Source organism: Streptomyces sp. NPDC045695, from assembly GCF_056432025.1.
The window spans coordinates 40354-62090 of record NZ_JBWKJU010000027.1; the positions used below are offsets into that span (position 1 = coordinate 40354).

Here is a 21737-nt window from a genome sequence, read left to right on the forward strand (position 1 = left end):
CTGAGTGTGCCTTATGTGACAGAACGCCTGATTTCTCTCTGGCCAGCGAGTTCTGCCCGACTGAAGCCGGATCTCCTCACGAACGCCCGACGCTCAGCGGTCAGGCCCCCACCCTCCGAATACCTCACGCCAGCGGCATACCGCAGGGATCATGAACCGTCACCACCCGACGGCAACACGAAAACCTCAGTAACACACCACCAACGACACTGAGCCGAACGGGTGACGGGCCGGGACCTCACGGCTTCAAGATCATCTCATTGCCCCTTTTGGGCTCACCTTGGCTGGACCCCCAGAACGCGTGCAAGTCGCGGGCGACGTGGTCGAGGGCCAGCCAGGCAGGGGCCCTGCCCCGCACCACGCGCTGTCGTGCGGTAGTACACGGCCACCAACAGCACCCGGTCCGCCAACGGCAGGCACCACGGCCGGCCCCCGCCCGGACCATTCCCACCCCGTTCACGGACCACCTTCACCAGCTTGGCGAACCGATCGATCCGCAAGCCTGTGAACGTCTCCACCCACACCGGCTCAGCGCGTAACACCCCACCCATACAGGCAAGATGCCCCGCATCAGGCCTTCTGCAACACCCTTTAGCTTGATCTTTAACCTGTGCGTCGGGGCCGTGGGGTGGTCGATTTCTTGCTCTGGGACGTGGTGGTGCCCGTCTTGCGGGGTGTGTGGACGTCGTGGCGTGGGGTGGGCCGTGTGTTCTTTCGCCCTGGAGGTCGTCCAGGTCCGGGGCGGGTGGGTTTCGGTGCCTCGGCCGGGCAGGCGGTCTTGGGACGGATGTGCCGAAAGTCGGGCGGACACGTGCGGGAGTGAGCCTGTCCGGTGGAACGGGCCTCTCCCAAGGCCGGCGCCGGTCGGCTGCCAGTGGCCGGGCCAGTCGAAGCTGGGTGCAGGCCGCGAGGATCAGCCAGGTCCAGCGGTCGGCCGCCTGGGGGGTGCGGATCTTCGGGCAGGTCCAGCCGAGAGTCTGCTTGAACAGGCGGAAGGTGTGCTCGATGTCGAAACGCCGCAGGTATGCCTGCCACAAGCGGTCGGTGTCCGCTTCGGTGGCGCCGGTGCCCGACCACCAAAGCCAGACCGGCTTCGGGGTCGCTCCGCTGGGCAGATGGTCGATGTCCAGGCGGATCACGGTCCCCTCGACGATCGGGAGGGTGCCGTCGGCTGCGGCCCAGGACGACCGGTGTGTGAGCTTGGGGTGGAGGCGGTCCCAGGACCGGGCGGTGGCGGTGCCCCAGAGGCGTGTGTCGGTGTCCGGGGTGCCCCAGGTGTCGGGCTGGCCGAAGACGAACTCGCCGCCGTGCCGGGGCGGCCGGCCCATGGTGTGAGGTTGCCGTGGTGGTGCGGGCCTGCGCAGGACGCGGTCCGACCGCATCCTGGCCAGGACCTGGACCGGCAGGTCTTGCAGGAGGTGGGCCAGGCGGGGCGCGTCGTATCCGGCGTCAGCGACGACGAGGACGTCCGGGTCGTCGGCCTGCCACTGCCCGGTGGCGATCAGCCGCTCGACCAGTTCGCGCAACTGCCGGGCCGTGACAGTGGCGGTGTCGTCCCCAGGTGCCAGACGCAAGGCGTCCAGCGGGGCGGTCCAGGAACTGCGGCCGGGCTCCAGCGCGCAGACGATCGAGTACGGCCACCCGGGAACGGGGATGTGCTGGTCCTTGCCCCGGCCATAGGTGTGACACAAGATCCGCTCCGGTGAGGTGTGAGCGTCCGGTCTCAGCCAGCACGTCACGTCAACGGCCAGGACCAGCCGGCCGTCCAAGGCCCGCGGCAGCGGCACGGAGGCCAGGGCCCGCCGCATCCGGTCCGTGTCGACCCGGCCCCGGGCGACAGCGGCGTAGAGCCCTCCGTGACCACGGCGGTATTCGCCCACCAGCGACAGCTCGGCCAGCGACCTCACCGGCCCGTCCCCGCACAGAACCGCGTCGGCCAGCTAGGACAGCGCATCCGAACGAGCGGTGAGGCAGGAGTAGAACTCGCCCCGGAAGCGTGACAGTTCCGCCAACGGCTCCCGCCGGACATCACGATGCAGCAGACTCATCCCCACGGCCTTCGCGCTGGACGTGTGTGTTCCTTGGTCGGAGCACATGATCCAGACGAAGGCCGCTTCCGTGCACGGGGTTACCGAACCGAGTGATCAAGTACGACGCACCGTTCGACGTCACACGTTAAAGATCAAGTTAGGAGAGGGGTGACTGGCGCCGGGGCGGAGGTACCGCGCGCAGCAGCTCCCACAAGGGGCGCGAGCCGGCGGCCCACTCGGCGAGCACCCTGCGGTCCACCAGGTGCAGGCGCTGGTCCTTGGCGAAGTCGACGGCGTTGCTCGTGATCCGGCCGTTGGTGAGCATGACCAGGACGTCGCCGTTGTGGACCTGCCGGCCGGTGCCGTTGAGGACGTGGAGATCAGGCGTGCCGACCGGCTTTCCGGACCAGCCAGCCTTGCGGTGCTTGCACTGGATCACCCAGCGCCGCCCGTACGGATCGGTCGCCTTCACGTCCGCGCCGTTGTCGCCGCGACCGCCGACCTGTTGCGCGTCCGCGCACCCGTCCCGGTGCATGAGATCGCGCACCGCGAACTCGAACTGCGTGTGGTGCAGACGGTCCAGCTGCTCCACCGCGAAGCGCAGGCCCTGCGCGCAAACCTGCTCCCAACGCGCTGCCTCCCTGCAACGCCACATCCAGGCCCCGCCCACCCCGGCCGCCGCCAGGACGGCAAGGACCACGACCCAGGGATGCTCAGCCAGCCAACGCAGTGCCGCAGCCGCCAGGCTGAGCACGACCGTGGCCGCGAAAGCGGCCAGGAGCACCTGCTCCAGGTGCTGGTTCTTCCGCCGCCGGGACCGCCGTACCGGACGACGCCGCCCGCTCACCGCACCCTCCACGCAGGCGAGGGGTCCGCCGTGTTCCGCCCCAGCCGTGCGCGAGGGGAGTCGGCCGGGGTCACTGGCCCGCCTGGGAGACACCGCTGACGAGCTGGCCGAGGAAGCCGGCGATGCCCTGGCCCACGTCGGTGGGGGCGAGCATGATGCCCAGCGCCAGCACGATGACCACGGTCATCTTCTCGTCGAACCGGCTCCGTGCCTCAGTACGCCGACGCAGCCGCAGCCGCAGCACGACGATGACCACCAGCAGTACCGCGACATTGATCGTCAGCAAGCGCCCAGCCCCCCGCCAGAACCGGGGCAGCGGACGACAGCCCCGGCTTCTTGTTGTAGCTGGAGGTCAGCGGCGGTGTGGCCCGATTGCCAGGGATTGGCGGCAATGCAACATGCTGGCCGAAAAAACAAGGTCTCCGGCCTCGCGTACCAGCGATTCCACCGGCGACCGTCTGTCGTGTCGAGGTCGACGACCGAGCTGCCACCGACCCAGGGAGATTTCCGTGCAGCAGTTCTGCCAGGGCACGTGGGTGCGTCTGGTCAGGCCGCAGGTTGGGCGGGCGGCATGCCTGGTCAATGCCGGGACCGCGGAAGCGACACGGCCCTGCCCCGAAACCGCCTCGGACGAGCGACACCGCGGCAGCTCGTCTGCGGCTGCCCTGACGCCTCCGTGGTCGTGCAGCACCGCGCCGCCCGCCGCAGGGGTGCGCTCGATCGTCCATGCCCACCGCTGCTCCACCCCGGGGGGGGACGACGCGAGGTAGGGGTGAGAGGGCGGACGCTCCTCGATGGCACGGCGCCGTAGTCCTGCCCGTCGATGGGCCGCATGTACTCGTCCCCCCGGCACAGACCAGACCGCGTACTCGACGAGCTCGACCTACTGGTCGGCGGCCAGGGCAGACGCGTTTTGCCCGGTCCATCCGGGCCATCACCCGCTACAGGCGGTCGCGGACGTCGGCGGCGGCGCACTCCCCCCAGGCGCGTGCACCGGGTCGGGCGTAGGCGGTCAGTGCCTCGTCTAGGGGTGAAGGACCAGATCGGCACGCGGCTCCTGCTTCAGCCTTAGGTGGCTATACCTTCTGGCCTTGGCCGCGTCGCGTTCCTGCGGCGTGACACACAGGAGGTCCCCCTCATAGCTTTCACGCCAGACGTAGCCCTGGCTGCACGTGTTCCAACCGTAGACGCCACCGCCCGGCTGACGATGGGGATCACCCTTGTCGTGGAAGAGCTGGCGCTCTTCCGGTGTCACACACAACGTGTCGCCCTCGAAACTGTCCCGCCAGACGTAGCCCTGCAAGCACGTGTCCGGCCCGTAGGCGCCACCGCTGGGGTCGCGGTAGGGATTCTGGCCGCCGCCGCTGCCGCCTCCCGCACCGACGAGGACACCCGGGTCACCGTCGCCGTCCTGGGGGAGGTGGCCCAGGACCGAGGGCTGGTGTGGGGCCGCGGTCGCCGCGGACGCCGGCAGCGCGATGGCTCCGGAGATGAAGACGACCGAGGCAAAGGCCATCGTGTAACGGGAGATCGACATGGGCGCTCCTTGAGAGTGTGTCCGACGGGGCCGCCGTTCCTCTTCAAGTAGGCGCGAGGGCGGCCGCGCCCGTCATGCCACACAAAGACGTGACTTGACGGGAGGCGGCAGGTCTGTCCGCCGCGCGTGAGGGGCCCGCGCCCATAAGCCGGGGCTGATGGGGAGCATCTGCTGCCGCGCTCAAATGGCGGCCGGTGTGGTCGCTCCGCGTCGGTGCGGAAACGGGGCGTCTCCCCGGCGACGGGGAAGAGCGGAGGCTTCGCGCCGCGGCGGGCTGGCCCGGTCGGCGCGGGTTCGCCGACGAGCATCCACCCCCAAGTCGTCAGCGAGATCCGGTAGATCCGCGCGGAGGACTCCGCGATGCCCGCGCCGGTGAGGTAGCGCTCGACCGCCGCTGTGTACGACGAGGGAGGGGCGGACAGGGGCACGACGCGGGCGCGCGGCAACCGGATTTACTGCGGCAGCTGGTCGACCTCCCCACTCGGATCTCTGTTCGCTGATCGCGACGGGCCGATCCACACCTGGTGGAGCAGTGCTCTAGAGCACTACTCTGCTCGCATGTCAGATACCGATGCTCGAACGCGGATCCTCTCGGCAGCGCTGGACTGCTTTCTTGAGCGGGGGGTGCAGCGGACGACGGTGGAGCAGGTCCGCAAGCGGGCCGGCGTCAGCAACGGCAGCTTCTTCCACCACTTCCCCAACAAGCAGGATCTGGCAGAGGCGGTCTATCTGCAGGGGCTCGAACAGCACCAAGCCGAGCTCCTGGCGGTGCTCACGCCCCAGCTCGGATTGCGGGCTGGAATCGAAGAGGTTGTTCACCGCCATCTGGCCTGGATGGCCGAGCATCCACGACTTGCCGCGTTCCTGTTGGCGCCCCCTGACTGGATCGCTCCCCGCGACGCACCTCAGATCGCGGCCACCAGCCGGGAATTCTTCCACTCCGTCGCCTCGTGGCTGCGAGACCACGGCTGGGCTGGGACTCCCGCGCTCAGCATCGTCATCGCCATCTGGACAGGGCCCGCTCAGGAGTACGCGCGCCACCGCCTGCTCGGCAGCGCCGAAACGACCGAAGACGCGGCACCGTCCCTTGCGCAGGCTGCCTGGAACGCCCTGAAGCCTCTCCTTCCCACGACTGCCACGGAGGACTCACGATGAACCAGACCGCTGCCCGCTACCAGCGCGTGCTCGCCGGAGTCAGCGACGTCGTCTCCCGCATCCCGGACGACCGCTGGAACGCTCCTTCACCCTGCACCCAGTGGACAACGCTGCACGTGCTGGGACACCTCGTCGACGGCCAGCACCAGATCGCCGCGCTCATCACCGGGCAAGGACCTCGCGAACCGCTCAAGGACCCTATTGCGGCTGCCGGCGGCGACCCTGCCTCCACCTGGGCTGACACGACCCGTCATATGGACAGCCTGCTCGCCGCTGTCGATCCGGCCGCGGTGGTTCCTACACACCATGGCGACGTCACCGTTGAGGCGGTGCTCGGCACAGCCGTCATCGAACCGCTCATCCATGCCTGGGATCTCGCGCAGGCGGCCGATCTTGCCGTGTCCCTCGACGAGGAGGCCGTCGCGACGTGCCTGGCGGTGATCGCTCCCATGGCGGAGCAGTTCGCGGCCACGGGGATGTACGCGCCCGCCCGGGCCGCCCGAATGAATGCCTCACCTCAGCAGCGGCTTCTCGCTCTCCTCGGACGCGGTACGGGCTGAGCCTCTCGCCGAGGGCCGGACGAGCTCGGCCGGCCCGGTGGCTTGAGTCAACGAGACCACTGCGCCAGTCGCCGAGACGGCCTCTACTCCATGCAAGGCGGACCACGCAGACGCCCTCACGCCACTGTCCGCAGCCGACCGACAGCCTCCTGCTCTGGTGGTTCCATGTCCAGGTGCCCCACACCAAAGCGGCGAATCGCCACCGCCAGCAAATGCTCCGGGGACCCTGCCTTCCCCCGCGCCCACATCACCTCGGCCGTGCCCGGCGTGAACGCCTGGTGCAACTCGCGAGAAGTCATCGTGCGCTTGAACCGCGGGTACGCGGTACGTTCCACCGAAGCCATGTCTGGCATCCTCCCGAGCCGCCACCCGGACAGAGCACACGAAGCCGACCACGATCGGACACATCACAACTCGTGACCAGGGGCGAAGCCCTCACGACGGCCCCTCCAACAGCATCCGAGGAACGCCCAAACGGGTGATCCACAGCAAGCTCGCGGACACCGCCCCCTGACGACCTACGGCACCTTTCCGGCGTATTCCGGCTGCCCTCCTCGATCAGCTCCCGGTCCGCGTCGTCCAGGAAGAAGAACCGCTCCAGCCGTCCGGGACGGCGCCCCACGGAACGCCGCGTACGCGGCAGCCTGCTCATCCGTCAAGAACTCGACCGGCACCCCGGACCTCCAGACAATCGATCAATACGACTGCCGAAGGTTCGACCCCACAGAAGCCCAGGTCAGAGGTGCAACGCGTAGGCGTGTTGCAGAGGCGGTGTTGCAGGTCCGAGCGTGTGGGTTGTGGTCGCCAGTATCGCGTCACCGCTTCGAGTCGCGTGTTCCTCGCCGGCCCCGGGGAGCCTTGCGGGGGTGTTGACCGACGAGGCCCCCCGCACTGACGGGGGCCTCTTACCATTCGGCCCGGTGCTGCTGCGTCCGGGTCAGCGCGGGTACCTTACAGCGGACTCCAGACGCCAAAGTGCTCGCGTAACCCGGCCAGCCGCGCAGCCGCCAGTCACCGCGTGGCTGCCGTGGGCAGTTCGGTCCGGTCGCGGGTCAGGCCATCGCCGAAGTCACGCGCTCAAGAACCTTGTCGCGCGCATACGTAGGAACCGTGCGCAGGGGGCGGAGCGCAGGGGCGGGCCCGATCAGTTGGCCGACGTGTTCCGTGTCATCTCGGCTGCCTCAGTGATGGCGCGTTGTCTAAGATCGCCGAACAGTTGCATCGTGACGGCGACCAGGACGTTCGTCCCCGCCAACAGTCCGCCCGTTCCCGCGACGGGTGGACAGGGCGAGGAGGGGGTCCTTCAGCAGCGGGGCCGGGGCTGGCTCGCCCGGCACCACCAGGCTGACCGTCCCGAACCGCTTGACCCCGCCTTCGCGGACGCACTTGGCCGCGTCCCGGGCCAGGGCCGTCAGGAACACGCTCGCGATTCCGTCCAGGTCGCGGACCATCGCCGGGACCGCCCTCACCCCCCGGCTCCTCAGCAGCCTTCTCACCCCGGTCTCGAACCGGTGGGCGCCAGCCACACCACTCGGTGTACGCGCCCCGCGGCGCTCACGAAGAGACACGAGCGCACCATCGACGTTGCGCACCTCGCCCATCAGGCCGTGGAAGGTCGGGCTGTGCAGGTACCACGCCGATCCCACCTCCACCTCGACGTTCTGGTCGATCGCCGAGATGAGGTCCTTGGGAATCAGCCTCTTCCTGACCTCCTCGGCCGCCGCTCTTCTCGCGCCCTCGATGATCTCCGTCAGCACGGTTCGCGTCACCGACGCGGCGGCCCACGCAGCTGACCGGGAGACGTGCAACGAAGTCACGTCCCTGAACACCGCTTTGACGAGCTGAGGTTTGAACGGCAGGCAGAGGGCGGGTTGCTGCAGCAGCTGACGAAGCGGCTGCTGGAGTCCGCCCTCGAGGGCGAGATCACCGACCACCTCGGCTATGACAAGCACGACCCGGCCGGCAAGAACGGCGGCAACAGTCGCAATGGAACCCGGGCCAAGACCGTGCTGACGGACGTCGGCCCGGTCGAGATATCCGTGCCCCGGGACCGTGACGGTTCCTTCGAGCCGAAGATCGTCAAGAAGCGGCAGAAGCGCCTGTCCGGCGTGGACGAGATGGTCATCTCCCTATCCGCGAAGGGCCTGACGACCGGTGAGGTCCAGGCCCACCTGGCCGAGGTCTATGGCGCCGAAGTCTCCCGCCAGACCATCTCGACCATCACCGACAAGGTCATGGACGGCATGGCCGAATGGCAGAACCGGCCCCTCGACGCGGTCTATCCCGTGGTCTTCATCGACGCCAACCACGTGAAGATCCGCGACGGCGCCGTCGCGAACAGGCCCATCTACGTGGCCCTGGCCGTCACCGTCGAGGGTCGGCGCGACATCCTCGGGCTGTGGGCCGGCGACGGCGGCGAGGGCGCCAAGCACTGGATGCACATCCTCACCGAGATCAAGAACCGCGGCGTGAACGATGTACTCATGCTGGTCTGCGACGGTCTCAAGGGCCTGCCCGATGCCGTCGAGACCGTCTGGCCCCGCACCACCGTCCAGACCTGTATGGTCCACCTCTTGCGGAACTCCTTCCGCTATGCCGCCCGCCAGGACTGGGACAAGATCGCGAAGGTCCTCAAGCCCGTCTACACCGCCGCGACCGAGGAAGCCGCCCTCGACCGGTTCGCCGAGTTCGCCGACGCCTGGGGCAAGAAGTACCCGGCGATCGTGCGGCTCTGGGAGAACGCCTGGGAGGAGTTCACCCCGTTCCTCCGCTTCGACACCGAGATCCGCCGCATCGTCTGCACTACGAACGCGATCGAGTCGGTGAACGCCAGGATCCGGCGGGCGGTCAAGGCCCGCGGCCATTTCCCGAACGAGACCGCCGCGCTGAAGTGCGTCTACATGGCCATCATGTCGCTGGACCCCACCGGCAAGGGCCAGGCCCGCTGGACCATGCGCTGGAAGACCGCGCTGAACGCCTTCGACATCACCTTCGACGGCCGACTCTCCGCAGCCCGCCAGTAGCCCCAACCACCCTCGTTACACCGTTCGATTGACAGACCCCCTGCCGACCTCGCCGCGGAGCGCCGGCTGAACACCAGGCTCAGCGAGCTGTGGCGCCAGGGAGTGCCCATGCCCGAGACGGCGTACGAGCACCCCCGGACGGAACGAAGCGATTCGGCCGGAGGATGATGGCCGCACCCTGAGGTGCGGGTGAGCTCGTCGAGGCCTCCGACGAGAAGCGGCTCTCCAAGACGCTTGCCCACTGCGGACAACTGGCCTTCGCGGTCCGCCAGCGTCTTGCCCAGCCCGAGGTCCTGAGCGGTAACGAACCCTGGCAGCTGACGAACCTGCTGGCGGGGTGGGGCGCCGTCCCCCAGCTGCTTGGTCTTGCCGGTGTTGTCCGCACCGCTCAACGCGACGGTCACCACGCTCCTCGCTCATTCTTCCCTGGTGTCAGGAGGTGAAGTAGCCGTTCAGGTCGGCGATCGCGTCGGTGGAGCCGGAGTTGTTGTAGAACGTGACCCGGCCGTCCACGCCGGGGACGACCACCAGGTGGGCGACGGTCTTGCCGGGGGTGTAGTTGAGGTTCGACACGCCCGGCCGCGCGACCCGTGCGGGTGGACGATCGCATCCTCGCCGACCGGCGGATGCAGCGCACCGAGAGCGGCCAGCTCGCGATGGCCTCCGCCGTCTCCATCGACGCGGTGGCCTGGGTGCTGCTCGCCGTCGCCGCGGGCCTCGCCACCGGCCGCGGCGGTTTCGGGACGGCCCTCGCCGCCCTCGTCGCCGATCTGGCGGCGGCCGCCATGCTGCGCCACCTCGCCTGACGGCGGCGGCCGCGGCGGGGGCGGCGCGGTTCCCGCTCCTCGCCCTCGCGGTGGTGGCCGCCGCGGCCGGCGCGGCGGCCGGCCTCACCGAACGCTTCGGACTCACCGACGTGTTCGGCGCCGTCCTCGTCGGCCTGGCCCCTGCCGGCCGGCCCCAGGGCGGACGGCACGCCCGACGGCCCGTGGACCCGTACGGCCCGGAGGCTGGGCCGGATCGGGCGGCTGCTGCTGCCGCTGCTGTTCGTCACCACCGGAGCCACCCTGGCCTCCGGCCCCGAAGCGGTGTTCTCCTGGCGGGCCCTGGTCTACGCGCTCACCCTCGCCGTCACGACGAAGCTGGCCGGCAGCTACCTCGGCGCCCGGCTCGGCGGCCGCTCCCACGCCGTGGCGCTCCGCCTGGCCGCCCTGATGAACACCCGGGGCCCGACCGAGATCGTCGTCCTCCAGGTCGGCTGGACGGCCGGGATCCTGACCCCGCCCTCCACCTCGCCCTGATCGTGATGGCCCTCACCACGACGGCCCTCTGCGGCCCCCTCCTCGGCTGGATCGACCGCCTGGGGCCCCGTTGCCGGCGGGCCGGCGGAGTGCCGGGTCGTCACACTGCGGCGAGGCGACGGAACTGGTGCGTGGGCAGGGGGAACAATGAGGAGAGGATGTTCGACCGGAACTCTCCGTCGAGGACGGACGCGAGGAATTGCGTGCACGATACGGAGTAGTGCTCCCATCGGTCGCCGCGGGCCTCGTTCACCATGACTGTCCATTCGTTCGGCTCACGGCCCGGAAGGACAAGCCAGTACAGGCATTCCCCGTTGTCCGTGGTCGCCCACGGGATGACCGTGGCCCCCTCGGCCTCCAGTTCCGCCGGCTTCTTCTCGAACTTCCACAGGTCCTCGAGGTCGTCGGCCTGGTATTTGGCCCACGTGAGGAGGTCGTAGTGCTTGTTCGGGCAGTTCGGCTCCAGCACGTAGAGGTAGTCGTCCCAGTTGCTTCCGCCGTAGATCCCGATGAGCTCCTTGTAGTCGTAGGGAAGCCCGACCGCGAGGGTACGTTCCACCTCGCCCCAGTCCTTGTCGCGGGGCTCGCCCGGCGCCGGGGCGATGTCGAGGAGACGGGTAAGGGCGTTGGTCACGGCGTGGTCCCTCTCGGCTGATTCGGAATGAATGCGGTATTGCCTGATTCGGTTATTCCGGTGCTGTGGTGCTGGGTGAACTTGAAGCCGTTCGATCCATAAGCCTCGATGTATACACCGGTGGGGGTTTTATCAGTCCCGTTGTAACGCGGGGTGACGCTGTACTGGATTGTCTCGCCGGACTCCGCCGCGGCCCTGACCTGGTTCTCGATGTGCCGCATGACGGGGGAATTCGCGTAGGAGTGCATGGTGACGAAATTCGCGGGGTCGAAGTTGGAGCCACCCAGCTGCGCGCCGAGGAGATGGGCGCGGTTGTACCCCCTGGTCCTTCTGCTAGCCCGGGGGATCACCGTGCGGATCGGTGGGGTTCTTCCCCATCATGTCCTTCCCCAGCGTGGCGTGCATCGCCGTCGGCCGCCCGTGTTCGTCCAGCTTGCCGTAGACGACTCTGCCGTCCCACGTGGGGTCGTCCGGCTCGGTCTTCCGGCAGGGGAGCAGTCCGAGGGGATCCGCCCACAGCAGAGGGTTGTGGACGTACGCCGTGGGGTTCGGGGCCGGGGCGAGGCCGAGGGGGTCCTGGCTGAGGTAGCGGGCCGATTCGGGGTCGTAGTAGCGGAAGTAGTTGTAGTGGAGGCCCGATTCGGGATCGAAGTACTGGCCCGGGAAGCGGAACGGCGTGTAGGCCGTGGCGTCACGGTTCCACGTCGTCGTACCCCACAAGGTGGTGCGGGTCCGAGAACGTAGATCTCACCCAGTTCCCCGAGTTCACGATGCACACCGCGACCCTGGAAGACGTGTATGTCAGCTACGCGTGACAAGAAGCTCGGACTGAGCTTCCTTGGGCAGGTCTGGGACCTGTTCAGGATTCAGCTCACCAACTGGCGTTGGTCCTGGCCTCAGATGGTACTCACTGGTGTGCTTGCCCCTTTGGTCAGCATCGCCGCCTTGGGGCTCTTCGCCCGGAACTCTGGCCACGCCGCGACCGAATATGTCCTGACCGGCAGTGTCACCATGGCGATCCTGTTCGAGACTCAAAACAAAATCGCCAGCAACTTCGCGTTCATGCGCGGAAACGGCGCCTTCGAGTACTACGCCGCGCTGCCTGTCCGTCGCGAGGCTCTCATCTTTGCCACACTCGCAGCCTTCTCCATCCTGTCGCTGCCTGCCATCGCGGTCACCCTGCTGCTCGGCTCGGCCCTACTCGACGTCCCGCTCACATTCTCGCCACTCGCCCCGCTGTGCCTCCTGCTCGCCCTGCTTCCTTCAGCCGGACTGGGGGCCTTCATCGGCAGCAGATCCGGAACCATCGAACAGGCGTCCTCTCTCAGCCTGGCCACCACGCTCCTCATGATGGCCGCAGGCCCGGTGGCAGTCCCACCAGAACTGCTGCCCGACGCACTGATCTGGATCGGCAACCTCAACCCGGCGGTCTACGCGGCCGACAGCCTGCGTCACTCCCTAACGGCACCCGACGCCTCCCGGGCCCTTGCTGACATGGCGATTCTTGCCATCTTCGCCGGCGCGGTGTGGGGCCTGACCAGCACACGTATGCACTGGCGTGCCCGCTACGGGCGCCGCGCCTCGTGACGCAACCATCGATCACTCATCACGAAGGGAAACACATCCATGACCGAGCAACAGTTCCTCGCAGTCCTCGCACCCCTGATCGAGGAAATCACCGGGAACGCCTTCTCCCAGGAACAACTGGACGTCAGCTTCGGCGATCTGGACATCGACTCTCTCAACCAGATCGAGATCATCAGCCGTATCGAGGACGAGTTCGACTGCCAGATAGAGGACAGCACCCTGCGGACGATCCGTACGCCCCGCGGACTGCTGGACCACATTTCGAAGTCCACCAGCCCCGCGTGATCCGAAACCACTCCGGCGACCGACCTCGGTCACTAGCATGGTTCGCGTGGTGGGCAGCGGTCCACGCCGGTCTGCTACTCGTCCTCGTCACCTTCCGGTGGGACGAACGGCTGAGCGAGACGCTCTGCGCCTGGACGAGCAGCAGCGCGTCCAGTGCCCGGCTTCTCGAGGCACTGACCTCGTGGGGCAACCCGTGGCCCGTGACCATCATTGCCGCCGGATCCGCGTGCTTCGCGCTGATCCGGCGGAACGTCACAGCTGCCGCAGTGCTCCTGGTCATTCCGTACGCCGCCACAGTGAGCTGCAACCTGATCAAGGGATGGGTTGAACGACAGCGTCCGTCCTTGGGTTGTGCCTCGATTCAAGCCGACGGCTTCAGTTTCCCCAGCGGACACGCGGTCGGTGTGACGACCGGATTCCTGCTGGCCGCGCTCTACTTCGGTTCCCAGATGCCGCGGGCCGTCTCCGCACTGATGCTGTCCCTTGCTGGGGTGAGCGCCGAACTCGTCGCGTGGAGCAGGGTCCTTCTCGGTGCGCACTTCAGCGTCGATGTGCTCGCTGGGCAACTCTTGGGCGCCGGCTGGCTGGTCGTCGCCGCCCTCGTGCTGCACCGCCAGTCAGTCCGCCGCTTGCAACGCGAGGCCCGTCAAGCAGGGTCGGACTCCCTGGACGAGCCCGTGTCATGATGACGCCGTGCCGTTCAACCACAACGATCATTACCATGACCTGTTACTTCGTGAACTCCCCGAATCATGCCGAAGGGCCCTTGAGGTGGGCTGCGGCACAGGGAGGTTCGCACAGAAACTAGCACTTCGAGGAATCGAAGTAGATGCCATTGACGTAGATAATCACGTCGTCACCGCCGCACGAGAGAAGAATTCTACTCTCGATCTCCCAAGGCAGATCCGCTTCGAGCGGGCAGATATCACACGCCTAACCTTGACGCCGGACACGTACGACTACATCGCGTGCTTGGCCAGCATCCACCACGTCCCCTTTGAGACAGTGCAGAAGCTGCGCGCATCGCTCACCGCGAACGGCGTCCTGGTGATCCTCGGCTGCTACCGAGAAGCCACGCTATGGGACCACACCGTAAGCCTTCTGGCCGCCCCTGTGAACGCTATTTGGCGTGCTGCGGTGTTCTTCCGAGAGAGCTGGTCAGGAAGCCGTGCCGATCGGGGCACGCAGTCTCCTTCAGTACCTGTGGCGCCCCCTTCGATGTCGCTTGCGGAAATCCGAGAAGACAGTGCTGCATATATTCCAGGCAGGCGGATTCGGCGCCTCCTCTTCTGGAGATATCTTCTGGTCTTTCACAACATGAAGGCAGGGCTGAGAAGTGATTAGCAGCCGGACACACATGATCTCTCAGCCACCGAGAAGATATGCCCTGGGGGCCACCTGCGTTACGTTCAACGACGTGGGACGTGTCCTTATTGCGCGCCGCCGCTCCCCGGAACGCTGGGAGCTGCCCGGCGGCTTGGTGGATCCGGGCGAGGCATTCCATGATGCCGCCACTCGCGAGACTTACGAGGAGACAGGGGTCCACGTCAAAGTCCACGGCCTGGTGGGTGTCTACCAGCATCCGAGCCGGGGCATCCTCGCAGGCATCTTCATCGCAACAGCCGTGTCGGGGGAACCTCGCCCAACAGCGGAATCCAGTGCCGCCGAGTGGGCGGACGTGGAGGATGCTCTCACGCGACTGCACCCCCTCTATCGACCGCGCCTTGAAGACGCCCTCACAGCCAGGGCTTCCGTGACGCTCCGCGTCCATGAAGGAACGGAGGTCCTCTCACTCTTCGAGGCCACACACGTCTGACGGAACCGCGCGCCGCCGGGCTGCGATATCGAGAATCACCTGCGTCTCCTCGGCGGACCTCGCGAGGCCAGGGGTCGGCCGCCAGCCGTTCGACGCAACGCTCTCTGGCCATCGATGGAGTCCACATCAGACTGAAGTGACAACCAACCCGAAAATGCAAAGTCAACGTGCGCAGATCCGGGCCGCACAGACCAACACGTTTCTTCATCCCGCAGCTCAGAGCCGGGTCCCGATGCAGCAACAATCGGGACGGGACATCAGGCCACGAGAAAGGTGAGCAACAGGACCAATCCGGCCAGGCTGATTGCGGCCACGGTGAGGTCGACCGCCACCCTGATCGCGCGGACTTCCGGCGCGCGAGGGTGGTCAGCACGGAGACGCTTTCGGCCTCACGCGCCCATCCCCCTCTGGAGTTGGCCTGGGACGGAACGGCGACCGACGTGTGCCCCCCTCCGTCGTCTCCCCTGACGAACTCCTCACGCCACACGAGCCCGTCGTCCTTCGGGAAGACGGGACGCAAGGCCCTCAGCGCCGATATCAGGGCCGCTCCGAGCAGAGCACCTACCAATGCCACCGCCGCCCCGAGTAAGCGCGATGAGCTGACCGGTGTGGACAGAGCCGTTCCTGCGACGATCGCGAGCAACGCACCCGTGACTCCGCACAGCGCGGTCGCCTTCGTATCTGCACGTTGCACTTCGACGTACATCCGGCTGGGCGTGCTGGCGGGAGCGGTGGTACTCGCCGAAGCGGACAGCGGGATGCCCTGGGGCCGTGATCCAATCACTGCGCTCTCCTGTTCGTCATCTTGCGGCTACGAAGCTGCAGTCTGGCTCGGCCGTCGCCACCGAGCTGCCCACCAGGTGGTACCGGCCGCGATCAATGGTCACAGTCGGGAGCCCTGTCTGGGGCCAAAAGATGCCGTGGCCATGCGCATCCTGTAGGCCGTGCAGCCCCGGACTTTTGTCCGCGGACAAAAGTCCGTGGTGAGGAGGGGTGGCCAGGACCTCGCCGGACAGGTCTCCTCAAGGGCGCCAGCGGCGCCCGCATCTACGTCGAGAAGATCGGAACCCAGTAGAGGATCCGCCCCGAGTACTGATCTCCCCGCTTCCCGGCTTCACCGGCGGACCCCCGACGCGGGCGGGAAGCTGTGCGGGCCGGTGAAGGACTCCGTCGCAGCCAAGCAGGCCGCCGACGAGGCCGACGGGCCGCTGCGTATCGAGCGGTTCGTGGACCGGTTCGCCACCTGGGCCCTTGGCACAACACCGAACGCCCGCACCGGATGCTCGACGGCCTCACCCCGCTTCAGGCGTGGCTGGAGGACGCCAATCCGCCGCGGCGGATTGGCGCCGACCAGCTGCATTGCCGTTGGCTTCGGGCCGCCGACTTTTGTCCACGGACAAAAGTCGGCCACCCAAGTGTCGGGGGCGAGTAGATGTCAGTGGGACGCAGGGATGTGTTAGTGGCCACCCGGTTCCCCGGCCAGCGGCCTGTTCGTCGTGGCCTTGCAACATGCGTATGACGGTCGAGGTGATGCGGTGCCAGCAGCTTTCGAGTCGAAGGTCGGCCCCCTCGCCGCGACGTCAGCGAGGGGGCCGAGTGAATGTGCGCTGGTGCTCTGGTCGGCGCTGGAGGAGGTGAACCCGCCTTCTTCATCAACGCCGACGTCTCCAAGGGTGGCGGCTGTACCCAGGTCAGTCCGTGAGGTACCTGACCGCGTCGACCACGTGCGGGCCGTGCCCGAACGCCGCGCTGAGGCGTTCGAGGCGGCCGTATGTCCCGAGTGACAGGCGCGAACAGAATTGGTGGGCGGCGTTCACCAGGAAGCGGAACGCGAGCTCCGAGCACACCGTCTCCGCGCAGCGCACCAGCGACTGCCGGGTCTGCTCCAGCGGCGTGTGAGCCCAAGGCTGGACCTGGTCGAGCAGTCCGACCAGGTCCACCACCTCCGCGGCCAGCTGCCGGTGGTCAGCCGCCGCCGCGCTGGCACCGCCCGGTGCGCACACCGGATATGTCGTGTACGAGGCGGGCGAGGCACCGCGTGCCTGCGCGAGAGGGATGACCGCTGACAGCAGTTCGTCCAGCCAGGCCCGTTCCCGGCCCTGAATCCAGGGCGTGCCGTCGCCGGTCGCGGACCACAGGAGGTGGAGGTCCTGTCCGTCGAGGCTGGAGTCCCGCAGCCGCAGGACGTCCTCGACGATGGGCAGGACGAAGCCGGGGTCACCGTCGGGCCCGTACAGGTTGAGCACGTGCTCCAGCGGCGTGTCGGCGTTACTGGACCAGTCTCGGTGAAAGGATGCGCCGAGACGGGTCACGCCGAAATCGAGGGCCACATACTCGTGCTGCCCTGCAGGGTCGTGCATCGTCTTGCTCCTTACAGCGGGTAAGCGGTCAGGACGTAGAAGCCGCCTGGTTTGTGGCCTTGTTTGATGGCCAGGGTCACCTTGAACCCGTTGCTTGTCGTGGGGCTGTAGTTGCCGAGATGGTCCATGCTGTCGCCGAGCGATCCGGTGCCATACTTGCCGGTGAGGGTGAGTTGCTGCTCCCCGCCCTTGCCCGCGTCCCGGACGAACTTCTCGATGCGGGCTTTGTTCTGATCGACGAGCTGGTTGACCGCCTTCTGTGCGAGGTCCTGGCTCGCCCACCGGGAGTTCGGCGTGGGCTTACCCAGCTTCTGGGTCTTCTTGATGGCCAAGGCCTTCATCTGGGCCGGGGTCACGTTGACGTGCTCGTCCAGTGTGTGCGCGACACCCTGGAACATCTTTTCGGCGCGCGCCAGGTCGGTGCAGTTGTGGACGAGGACGTCCTCGGTGCCGACCTGTACGTAGTAGCTGTCGATGCCGTTGACGTCGAGATCGTAGGTGTCCTGGCGGTGGGCGTACTGGGTGGTGGCGGTCACCGTGGCCTGTGCGCCCTGGGGTGTCCGCAGGTGGTCGCCGGCGCGCAGCGTGCCAGCGGGCGCCCAGGTCTGGCGTTCGGGCAGCCAGTACCGGTGGTTCTCGGTGGAGGTGACGGACGACTGGGCGCCGCCCTCGCCGGTGATCGTCAGGCGTACGAAGGTCTTGTCCGTGTACGCGGAGGTGAACGGCACCGACTCCACGGGCCGGGGCTGGGTCAGCTCGGTGTCGCCGCCGGGTTCGGTCGCCAGGACCATCTCGCCCGCCTGAACATCCTCGATCGGCTTGTGAGAGCCGTTCGCCATCAGCACCCGCGTGCCGGCCGGGAAGCTGTTGCACGCGAAGACGTCGTCGGCCTTGCGGGCGGCGCGGATGTCGTCAGGGATGAGCTTGCCGCCGACCCTGAGCCAACGCAGCACGGCGAGCGCGCCCAAGGCGCGGTCGGTGCCGCTCAGCTGCTCACTGGAGGCCATGTCCTTGCCGGTGATGGCCTGGAAGATGCCCTTGCCGTCACCGATGCCCGGCAGCAGGTCGAGCAGCAGTCCCATGCGGCGCTCCCGGTCGGCCCGTTCCTCGGGCGTCATGGAGTTTGCCCCGACCGAGTCGCCGACATGGGAGAAGTCGAACTTGAAGTCTGGGACCTCAAGGATACGTTCGGCGGCCTGGTTGAACCCGGCGACGGCCTTGTTCGTCAGCTCCAGGCCCTTGTTCATCTGGGTCACGCCCGCGTTGAGCTGGGTCATGCCTCGGTTGGCCTGGTCCAGGCCCTTGTTGATCCCGTCGATGCTCTCGTTGACCTCGACCATGACGCCGTTCATCTCATCTAGGGCCCCGTTCATCTGGTCAAAGCCGGCGTTTATCTGGTCCAGGGCACCGAGGACATCAGCGATCCACTTTCCGAGTTCCCCGGTCGCAACGACCTCCGGCTGGGGGGTTCCCGCCGGGAAGTACGTGGAAGCGGTGAGCCCCGCGAGAAGTGCCACAGAATCGGCTTGGGGGCCGGTGGCGCGTGCTGCCAGGGCCAGTTTGGTGCGGAGCGTGTCCACGTTCGGCTTGGCGGCCTTGTACGTCTTGACGAACTGCTCCAGCACCTCCCGCTGCTTCTTCGGGTCGCCCTTCGTGTGCGGGTCCATCACGAGAAGGGGCTTGAGCTTCTTGAGCTCCTCCACCTCCTTTTCCAGCCCGGCGAAGGACGCGCCGCCGTCCTCCATCGACTCCCGGAACACGTAGAGGTACACACCTACGCCGAGACCGATCTTTAGGGACTTGATGGCAAATTCCTTGGCGCACTTCGGCCGGTCCAGCAGCGGCAGCTCCCTGCACTTCGAGTACTGCGCCACCCGGCCGGCTATCTCCAACAGCGTGGGATCACGATCGGGCGGCGGCTCGGCAGCCGCGGCTGTGCCGCCCGCGCCGACGGTCAGGCACAGGACGGTGAGGAGTGTGACGATCTTCTGTTTGACGTGCAGATACATGCGTTCCTTACGACGCGGCCCGCAGGGCCGCGCTTCCCCTTGGCAGAGAACTGCCTTTGCTGCTCGCGCGTAGCGCGTGGTCGCGACCCACCGTAAGTTGTTACCGCAGGTCATGATCATCCCTTTTGGGGATGCCGGACGTTCCATCGCGACACCCCGCGTCAAGCACTCCGAGAGCGGAGCTTCTCAGCGCACTTGCTCGACGCGGGCGTGGACCTGCTTGTGCGAGCGGTTGTACTCCTGCTTCCGTCGGGGAGTTCCTCGCCCTTGCGGCGAAGGCGCGGCCGAAGACCCCGGCGCCGCACCGCCCGGCCCGGCCCGCGCCCGCGCCCGCGCCCGGGGCGGGGGCGGGGGCGGGGGCGGGGGCGGGGGCCGGAGACATGAGGGAGCTGTGCCGTGCAGCCCACTCGGGAGCCAGTCCCCTTCCTGACCAGGGCCGACAGGCTCCGTATCGTAGGCGCGAAGGTTGCTCACATGTTCGGGGGTTGGGTGCGCATCACAGATCACGCTCGGTGGGATCGGGGCTTCCCGGTGAAGTACCTCCTGGTCCAGGAGGAAGAAGACGGCGTGGAACAGCTCTGGGGGAGGTGCGCGGGCGTCGAAGGGCTGTTCGTCGACCCGGTCCCGCCGCCACGGGAGATCCTCACCCTCCGCGGATGCAGCCCAGACGGCCTCCTGAGCGAGGTCCTGGCCGAGCCCGGCGTCTCGTTTCGGGGTCTGGGCGACGTGAGCGTCGAGGTCTGGGACGACGAGCAGCCCGTGCAGTGGTGGACTCTCGTCGATACGGTCGTGGTGGCCCATCAGCCCCACCCCGGCGACCCGGCGCGGTACGACATTGTGCTCGGTGCCGGCGTCAGGAACGACGAGAGCTTCTTCGAAGTGCCGGCGACACCACGCTTCGAGCTTTTCGCGGGAACGACGGTCGCTGCTGCAAGTGCAGGCCGGTGCTCCGATGTGGGCGGCCTGTTCAATCCGCGAGCGGACCCGGCCCCTGTCCCGATGGAGCTGATCGGCTGCGAGGCTACGGAGCCACTGCTCGTAGGGACTCAGCGACCACGCCGGTGGACACGGGGCTGGGCCGATCTCCTGGTGCTGGATCGCCATGGCGCTGTGATGGCCTCGCATTCCGTGGGCCTGGCCATCACAGGAGCGCGCCCGTCTGTGCTCGGCGACGGACTGGAAGACATAACCCTCACCGATGGCGGCGCCGATCGACCATCGTCGGCGGCCCGCTCGATCTGGGCGGAGTGGTATCAGGGCCCGCCAGAAGCACCCAACATGTGGGCGTCGTATGACTCGCAGGGCAGGGCCGCTTGGCTCGACCTCACCACCCGTGCCTGGCGGGTGCCTGCGCCTCGACCGGACCGTTCTGGCGGCGAGTACCATCTCGACGGCCGGTTCGTCACGGACGTCCCCGGGCTGCACTGCGCCATCGCCGAGGCCTTGCTCGGACCTGGCCGTTACTTCGGCCGGGAGTGGAACGCCTTCAAGGACTGCCTGTGCGGTGGATTCGGAGTGGCCCCGCCCTTCACCTTGATCTGGCATGACTCCGAAGTCGCACGCCGCGCACTGGCGGATGTTGTGGAGGATCCGGAGGGTCAACTCTCCTACTTCGAGGAGATCGTGCAACTCCTCGAACGGCGCGGCGTCACGGTCGTGCTCCGGTAGCCCGCTGTCACCCGAGCGACTACGACTCGGGGACGGGGCTGAGCAAGATTCAGCGCCTGCTGTTGCCGGGTGCGAGCAGGCTGGTGACCTCGGCGATCGCCTCCGGGGACGGCTTGAAGTAGCGGCGGACGTTCTCCGTCTTCTTGTGCCGCGACTTCGCCATCAGCATCAGCAGGCTGGCGCCGGCCTCACCAAGGTGGGTCAGGCCGGAATGGCGGTACTCGTGTAGGTCCCAGCCAGTGCCCGGTCCGCGCACAGCGGTGTGCTCATCCAGCAGCGCGCGGGCCTGCCCGTAGGAGAGACGGGCGAGCCCGGTGCCTGGGCAGACGTCGCGCGGGCTGACCACCTTGCCGGAGCCGGGACGGGGGTGGGTCACGAACACGGGCCCGTGGGTTCGGCCCTTGAGCAGCCGGGCAGTGCCCGCGTCCCAGTACACCGTCTCCAGCACGTAGTCCTCGCGGGCGCCGCCACGGCGGCGGACCTTCGGTTGGGAGCCCTTCGCCTTCACCGGGCACCGGCGGCCGGCCAAGTCAAGGTCCTCGATGTTGACGTCCAGGATCTCCTCCGAGCGGGCGCACGTCTCGTAGCCGGTGCCGGGGACGAGGCGGAACATCTTGGAGATGTGGACGGTGTCGCCCGGCCGCGCGTAAGTCAGTAGCTCGCTGAACTTCGGCCGCTGAAGCGGGTGGAGGCGGCTGGAGGTGCCAGGGTCCTCCTCGAAGACGACCGGGTCCTCGATCCCAGCCTCGTCCAGCCTCGACGTGCTCGACGTCCTGCATCGCGAGCAGGTAGCACTGCGCATCCACGACGGCGCGTCCCGCCATGGTGCCAGGTGCGGACGGTTCTTCAGCAGGTCGTCGGTCGTCGCATGGAGTGCTGTCGCGCGGGTGTGCAGGTCGTTCGTCACACAATGATCTTGGGCACC

At 67.6% G+C, this 21737-nt stretch carries 21 protein-coding genes and 5 pseudogenes; 11 read left to right on the plus strand and 15 right to left on the minus strand.

The annotated features are described in order from the left end of the window. Positions 1 to 368: 368 nt before the first annotated feature. The 5 genes and pseudogenes from AC07DU_RS30760 to AC07DU_RS30780 form a co-directional block, all read right to left on the minus strand. A pseudogene (locus AC07DU_RS30760) lies at positions 369 to 551 on the minus strand (IS5/IS1182 family transposase); the annotation flags it as partial. 52 nt (positions 552 to 603) lie between these two features. Next, positions 604 to 2048: pseudogene (locus AC07DU_RS30765) on the minus strand (NF041680 family putative transposase). 139 nt (positions 2049 to 2187) lie between these two features. Continuing rightward, on the minus strand, positions 2188 to 2877 hold the full coding sequence (locus AC07DU_RS30770) for a restriction endonuclease (protein ID WP_479114996.1): 690 nt from the start codon (positions 2875 to 2877) through the stop codon (positions 2188 to 2190). A 70-nt stretch (positions 2878 to 2947) separates the two neighbouring features. Then, on the minus strand, positions 2948 to 3163 hold the full coding sequence (locus AC07DU_RS30775) for a hypothetical protein (RefSeq protein ID WP_479114998.1): 216 nt from the start codon (positions 3161 to 3163) through the stop codon (positions 2948 to 2950). A 738-nt stretch (positions 3164 to 3901) separates the two neighbouring features. Then, the gene (locus AC07DU_RS30780; RefSeq protein ID WP_479115000.1) at positions 3902 to 4414 is read right to left on the minus strand and encodes a hypothetical protein; all 513 of its coding nucleotides are present in this window, start codon (positions 4412 to 4414) and stop codon (positions 3902 to 3904) included. 558 nt (positions 4415 to 4972) lie between these two features. Between AC07DU_RS30780 and AC07DU_RS30785 the strand changes: the two genes are divergently transcribed. Further along, positions 4973 to 5569 (plus strand): TetR/AcrR family transcriptional regulator, encoded by a 597-nt coding sequence (locus tag AC07DU_RS30785; RefSeq protein ID WP_479115002.1) that lies wholly within the window; start codon positions 4973 to 4975, stop codon positions 5567 to 5569. Next, positions 5566 to 6129: a TIGR03086 family metal-binding protein gene (locus AC07DU_RS30790; RefSeq protein ID WP_479115004.1), complete on the plus strand. Its 564-nt coding sequence runs from the start codon at positions 5566 to 5568 to the stop codon at positions 6127 to 6129. Before AC07DU_RS30785 ends, AC07DU_RS30790 begins: the two co-directional genes overlap by 4 nt. Positions 6130 to 6245: 116 nt before the next feature. Here the strand turns inward: AC07DU_RS30790 and AC07DU_RS30795 are convergent, their stop codons facing one another. The 3 genes and pseudogenes from AC07DU_RS30795 to AC07DU_RS30805 all read right to left on the minus strand — a co-directional run bounded on the left by AC07DU_RS30795 (position 6246) and on the right by AC07DU_RS30805 (position 8012). Next, positions 6246 to 6473, minus strand: a complete 228-nt coding sequence (locus AC07DU_RS30795; RefSeq protein WP_479115049.1) for a hypothetical protein — start codon at positions 6471 to 6473, stop codon at positions 6246 to 6248. A 197-nt stretch (positions 6474 to 6670) separates the two neighbouring features. Further along, a pseudogene (locus AC07DU_RS30800) lies at positions 6671 to 6803 on the minus strand (DUF4158 domain-containing protein); the annotation flags it as partial. 470 nt (positions 6804 to 7273) lie between these two features. Further along, positions 7274 to 8012, minus strand: a pseudogene (locus AC07DU_RS30805) (hypothetical protein). Between AC07DU_RS30805 and AC07DU_RS30810 the strand changes: the two are divergent. Beyond that, positions 7971 to 9152 carry an IS256 family transposase gene (locus tag AC07DU_RS30810; RefSeq protein ID WP_479115045.1) on the plus strand — a complete coding sequence of 394 codons (1182 nt, stop codon included), beginning with the start codon at positions 7971 to 7973 and terminating at the stop codon, positions 9150 to 9152. The pseudogene AC07DU_RS30805 and the gene AC07DU_RS30810 sit on opposite strands and share 42 nt — an antisense overlap. A gap of 432 nt (positions 9153 to 9584) precedes the next feature. On the opposite strand, the gene AC07DU_RS30815 is transcribed toward AC07DU_RS30810, so the two are convergent. Then, a complete protein-coding gene (locus AC07DU_RS30815) occupies positions 9585 to 9725 on the minus strand; it encodes an N-acetylmuramoyl-L-alanine amidase (RefSeq protein WP_479115006.1) in 141 nt (46 codons plus the stop codon). Between the two features lie 23 nt (positions 9726 to 9748). On the opposite strand from AC07DU_RS30815, the gene AC07DU_RS30820 reads away from it, so the two are divergent. Together AC07DU_RS30820 and AC07DU_RS30825 are read left to right on the plus strand one after the other, a co-directional pair. Further along, complete coding sequence (locus AC07DU_RS30820) at positions 9749 to 9958, plus strand: hypothetical protein (protein WP_479039178.1); 210 nt, start codon at positions 9749 to 9751, stop codon at positions 9956 to 9958. Positions 9959 to 10180: 222 nt separating this feature from the next. Continuing rightward, on the plus strand, positions 10181 to 10453 hold the full coding sequence (locus AC07DU_RS30825) for a cation:proton antiporter domain-containing protein (protein ID WP_479115047.1): 273 nt from the start codon (positions 10181 to 10183) through the stop codon (positions 10451 to 10453). Positions 10454 to 10553: 100 nt separating this feature from the next. Here AC07DU_RS30825 and AC07DU_RS30830 read toward each other — a convergent pair whose 3' ends face one another. Next, positions 10554 to 11087: an SMI1/KNR4 family protein gene (locus AC07DU_RS30830; protein WP_479115008.1), complete on the minus strand. Its 534-nt coding sequence runs from the start codon at positions 11085 to 11087 to the stop codon at positions 10554 to 10556. Next, positions 11084 to 11819, minus strand: a pseudogene (locus AC07DU_RS30835) (DNA/RNA non-specific endonuclease); the annotation flags it as partial. The gene AC07DU_RS30830 and the pseudogene AC07DU_RS30835, both read right to left, overlap by 4 nt. A gap of 66 nt (positions 11820 to 11885) precedes the next feature. Here AC07DU_RS30835 and AC07DU_RS30840 point away from each other — a divergent pair. The 5 genes from AC07DU_RS30840 to AC07DU_RS30860 all read left to right on the plus strand — a co-directional run bounded on the left by AC07DU_RS30840 (position 11886) and on the right by AC07DU_RS30860 (position 14775). Continuing rightward, on the plus strand, positions 11886 to 12674 hold the full coding sequence (locus AC07DU_RS30840) for an ABC transporter permease (protein ID WP_149179451.1): 789 nt from the start codon (positions 11886 to 11888) through the stop codon (positions 12672 to 12674). A 39-nt stretch (positions 12675 to 12713) separates the two neighbouring features. Then, positions 12714 to 12959, plus strand: a complete 246-nt coding sequence (locus AC07DU_RS30845; RefSeq protein ID WP_479115011.1) for an acyl carrier protein — start codon at positions 12714 to 12716, stop codon at positions 12957 to 12959. A gap of 200 nt (positions 12960 to 13159) precedes the next feature. Continuing rightward, positions 13160 to 13645: a phosphatase PAP2 family protein gene (locus AC07DU_RS30850; protein WP_479115013.1), complete on the plus strand. Its 486-nt coding sequence runs from the start codon at positions 13160 to 13162 to the stop codon at positions 13643 to 13645. A 7-nt stretch (positions 13646 to 13652) separates the two neighbouring features. Continuing rightward, positions 13653 to 14303, plus strand: coding sequence for a class I SAM-dependent methyltransferase (locus tag AC07DU_RS30855; RefSeq protein WP_479115015.1), 651 nt, complete (start codon positions 13653 to 13655; stop codon positions 14301 to 14303). 13 nt (positions 14304 to 14316) lie between these two features. After that, entirely contained in the window at positions 14317 to 14775 is a 459-nt protein-coding gene (locus tag AC07DU_RS30860) for an NUDIX hydrolase (protein ID WP_037919768.1), read from the plus strand. Here the strand turns inward: AC07DU_RS30860 and AC07DU_RS30865 are convergent. The 3 genes from AC07DU_RS30865 to AC07DU_RS30875 all read right to left on the minus strand — a co-directional run bounded on the left by AC07DU_RS30865 (position 14696) and on the right by AC07DU_RS30875 (position 19144). Continuing rightward, positions 14696 to 15481 (minus strand): Pycsar system effector family protein, encoded by a 786-nt coding sequence (locus tag AC07DU_RS30865; protein WP_479115017.1) that lies wholly within the window; start codon positions 15479 to 15481, stop codon positions 14696 to 14698. The genes AC07DU_RS30860 and AC07DU_RS30865 overlap by 80 nt on opposite strands. A 985-nt stretch (positions 15482 to 16466) precedes the next feature. After that, complete coding sequence (locus AC07DU_RS30870) at positions 16467 to 17135, minus strand: hypothetical protein (protein WP_479115019.1); 669 nt, start codon at positions 17133 to 17135, stop codon at positions 16467 to 16469. An 11-nt stretch (positions 17136 to 17146) separates the two neighbouring features. Beyond that, on the minus strand, positions 17147 to 19144 hold the full coding sequence (locus AC07DU_RS30875) for an RNase A-like domain-containing protein (protein WP_479115021.1): 1998 nt from the start codon (positions 19142 to 19144) through the stop codon (positions 17147 to 17149). A 531-nt stretch (positions 19145 to 19675) separates the two neighbouring features. Here AC07DU_RS30875 and AC07DU_RS30880 point away from each other — a divergent pair. After that, positions 19676 to 20812, plus strand: a complete 1137-nt coding sequence (locus tag AC07DU_RS30880) for a barstar family protein (protein ID WP_479115023.1) — start codon at positions 19676 to 19678, stop codon at positions 20810 to 20812. A gap of 49 nt (positions 20813 to 20861) precedes the next feature. Here AC07DU_RS30880 and AC07DU_RS30885 read toward each other — a convergent pair whose 3' ends face one another. Next, positions 20862 to 21719, minus strand: coding sequence for a hypothetical protein (locus AC07DU_RS30885; RefSeq protein WP_479115025.1), 858 nt, complete (start codon positions 21717 to 21719; stop codon positions 20862 to 20864). Positions 21720 to 21737: the final 18 nt, after the last annotated feature.

Coding starts and splice junctions, on each gene's coding strand:
- AC07DU_RS30785 (WP_479115002.1), top strand. CDS start 4,973: ATGTCAGATACCGATGCTCGAACGCGGATCCTCTCGGCAGCGCTGGAC.
- AC07DU_RS30795 (WP_479115049.1), bottom strand. CDS start 6,473: ATGGCTTCGGTGGAACGTACCGCGTACCCGCGGTTCAAGCGCACGATG.
- AC07DU_RS30780 (WP_479115000.1), bottom strand. CDS start 4,414: ATGTCGATCTCCCGTTACACGATGGCCTTTGCCTCGGTCGTCTTCATC.
- AC07DU_RS30875 (WP_479115021.1), bottom strand. CDS start 19,144: ATGTATCTGCACGTCAAACAGAAGATCGTCACACTCCTCACCGTCCTG.
- AC07DU_RS30860 (WP_037919768.1), top strand. CDS start 14,317: ATGATCTCTCAGCCACCGAGAAGATATGCCCTGGGGGCCACCTGCGTT.
- AC07DU_RS30870 (WP_479115019.1), bottom strand. CDS start 17,135: ATGCACGACCCTGCAGGGCAGCACGAGTATGTGGCCCTCGATTTCGGC.
- AC07DU_RS30845 (WP_479115011.1), top strand. CDS start 12,714: ATGACCGAGCAACAGTTCCTCGCAGTCCTCGCACCCCTGATCGAGGAA.
- AC07DU_RS30790 (WP_479115004.1), top strand. CDS start 5,566: ATGAACCAGACCGCTGCCCGCTACCAGCGCGTGCTCGCCGGAGTCAGC.
- AC07DU_RS30865 (WP_479115017.1), bottom strand. CDS start 15,481: ATGTACGTCGAAGTGCAACGTGCAGATACGAAGGCGACCGCGCTGTGC.
- AC07DU_RS30840 (WP_149179451.1), top strand. CDS start 11,886: ATGTCAGCTACGCGTGACAAGAAGCTCGGACTGAGCTTCCTTGGGCAG.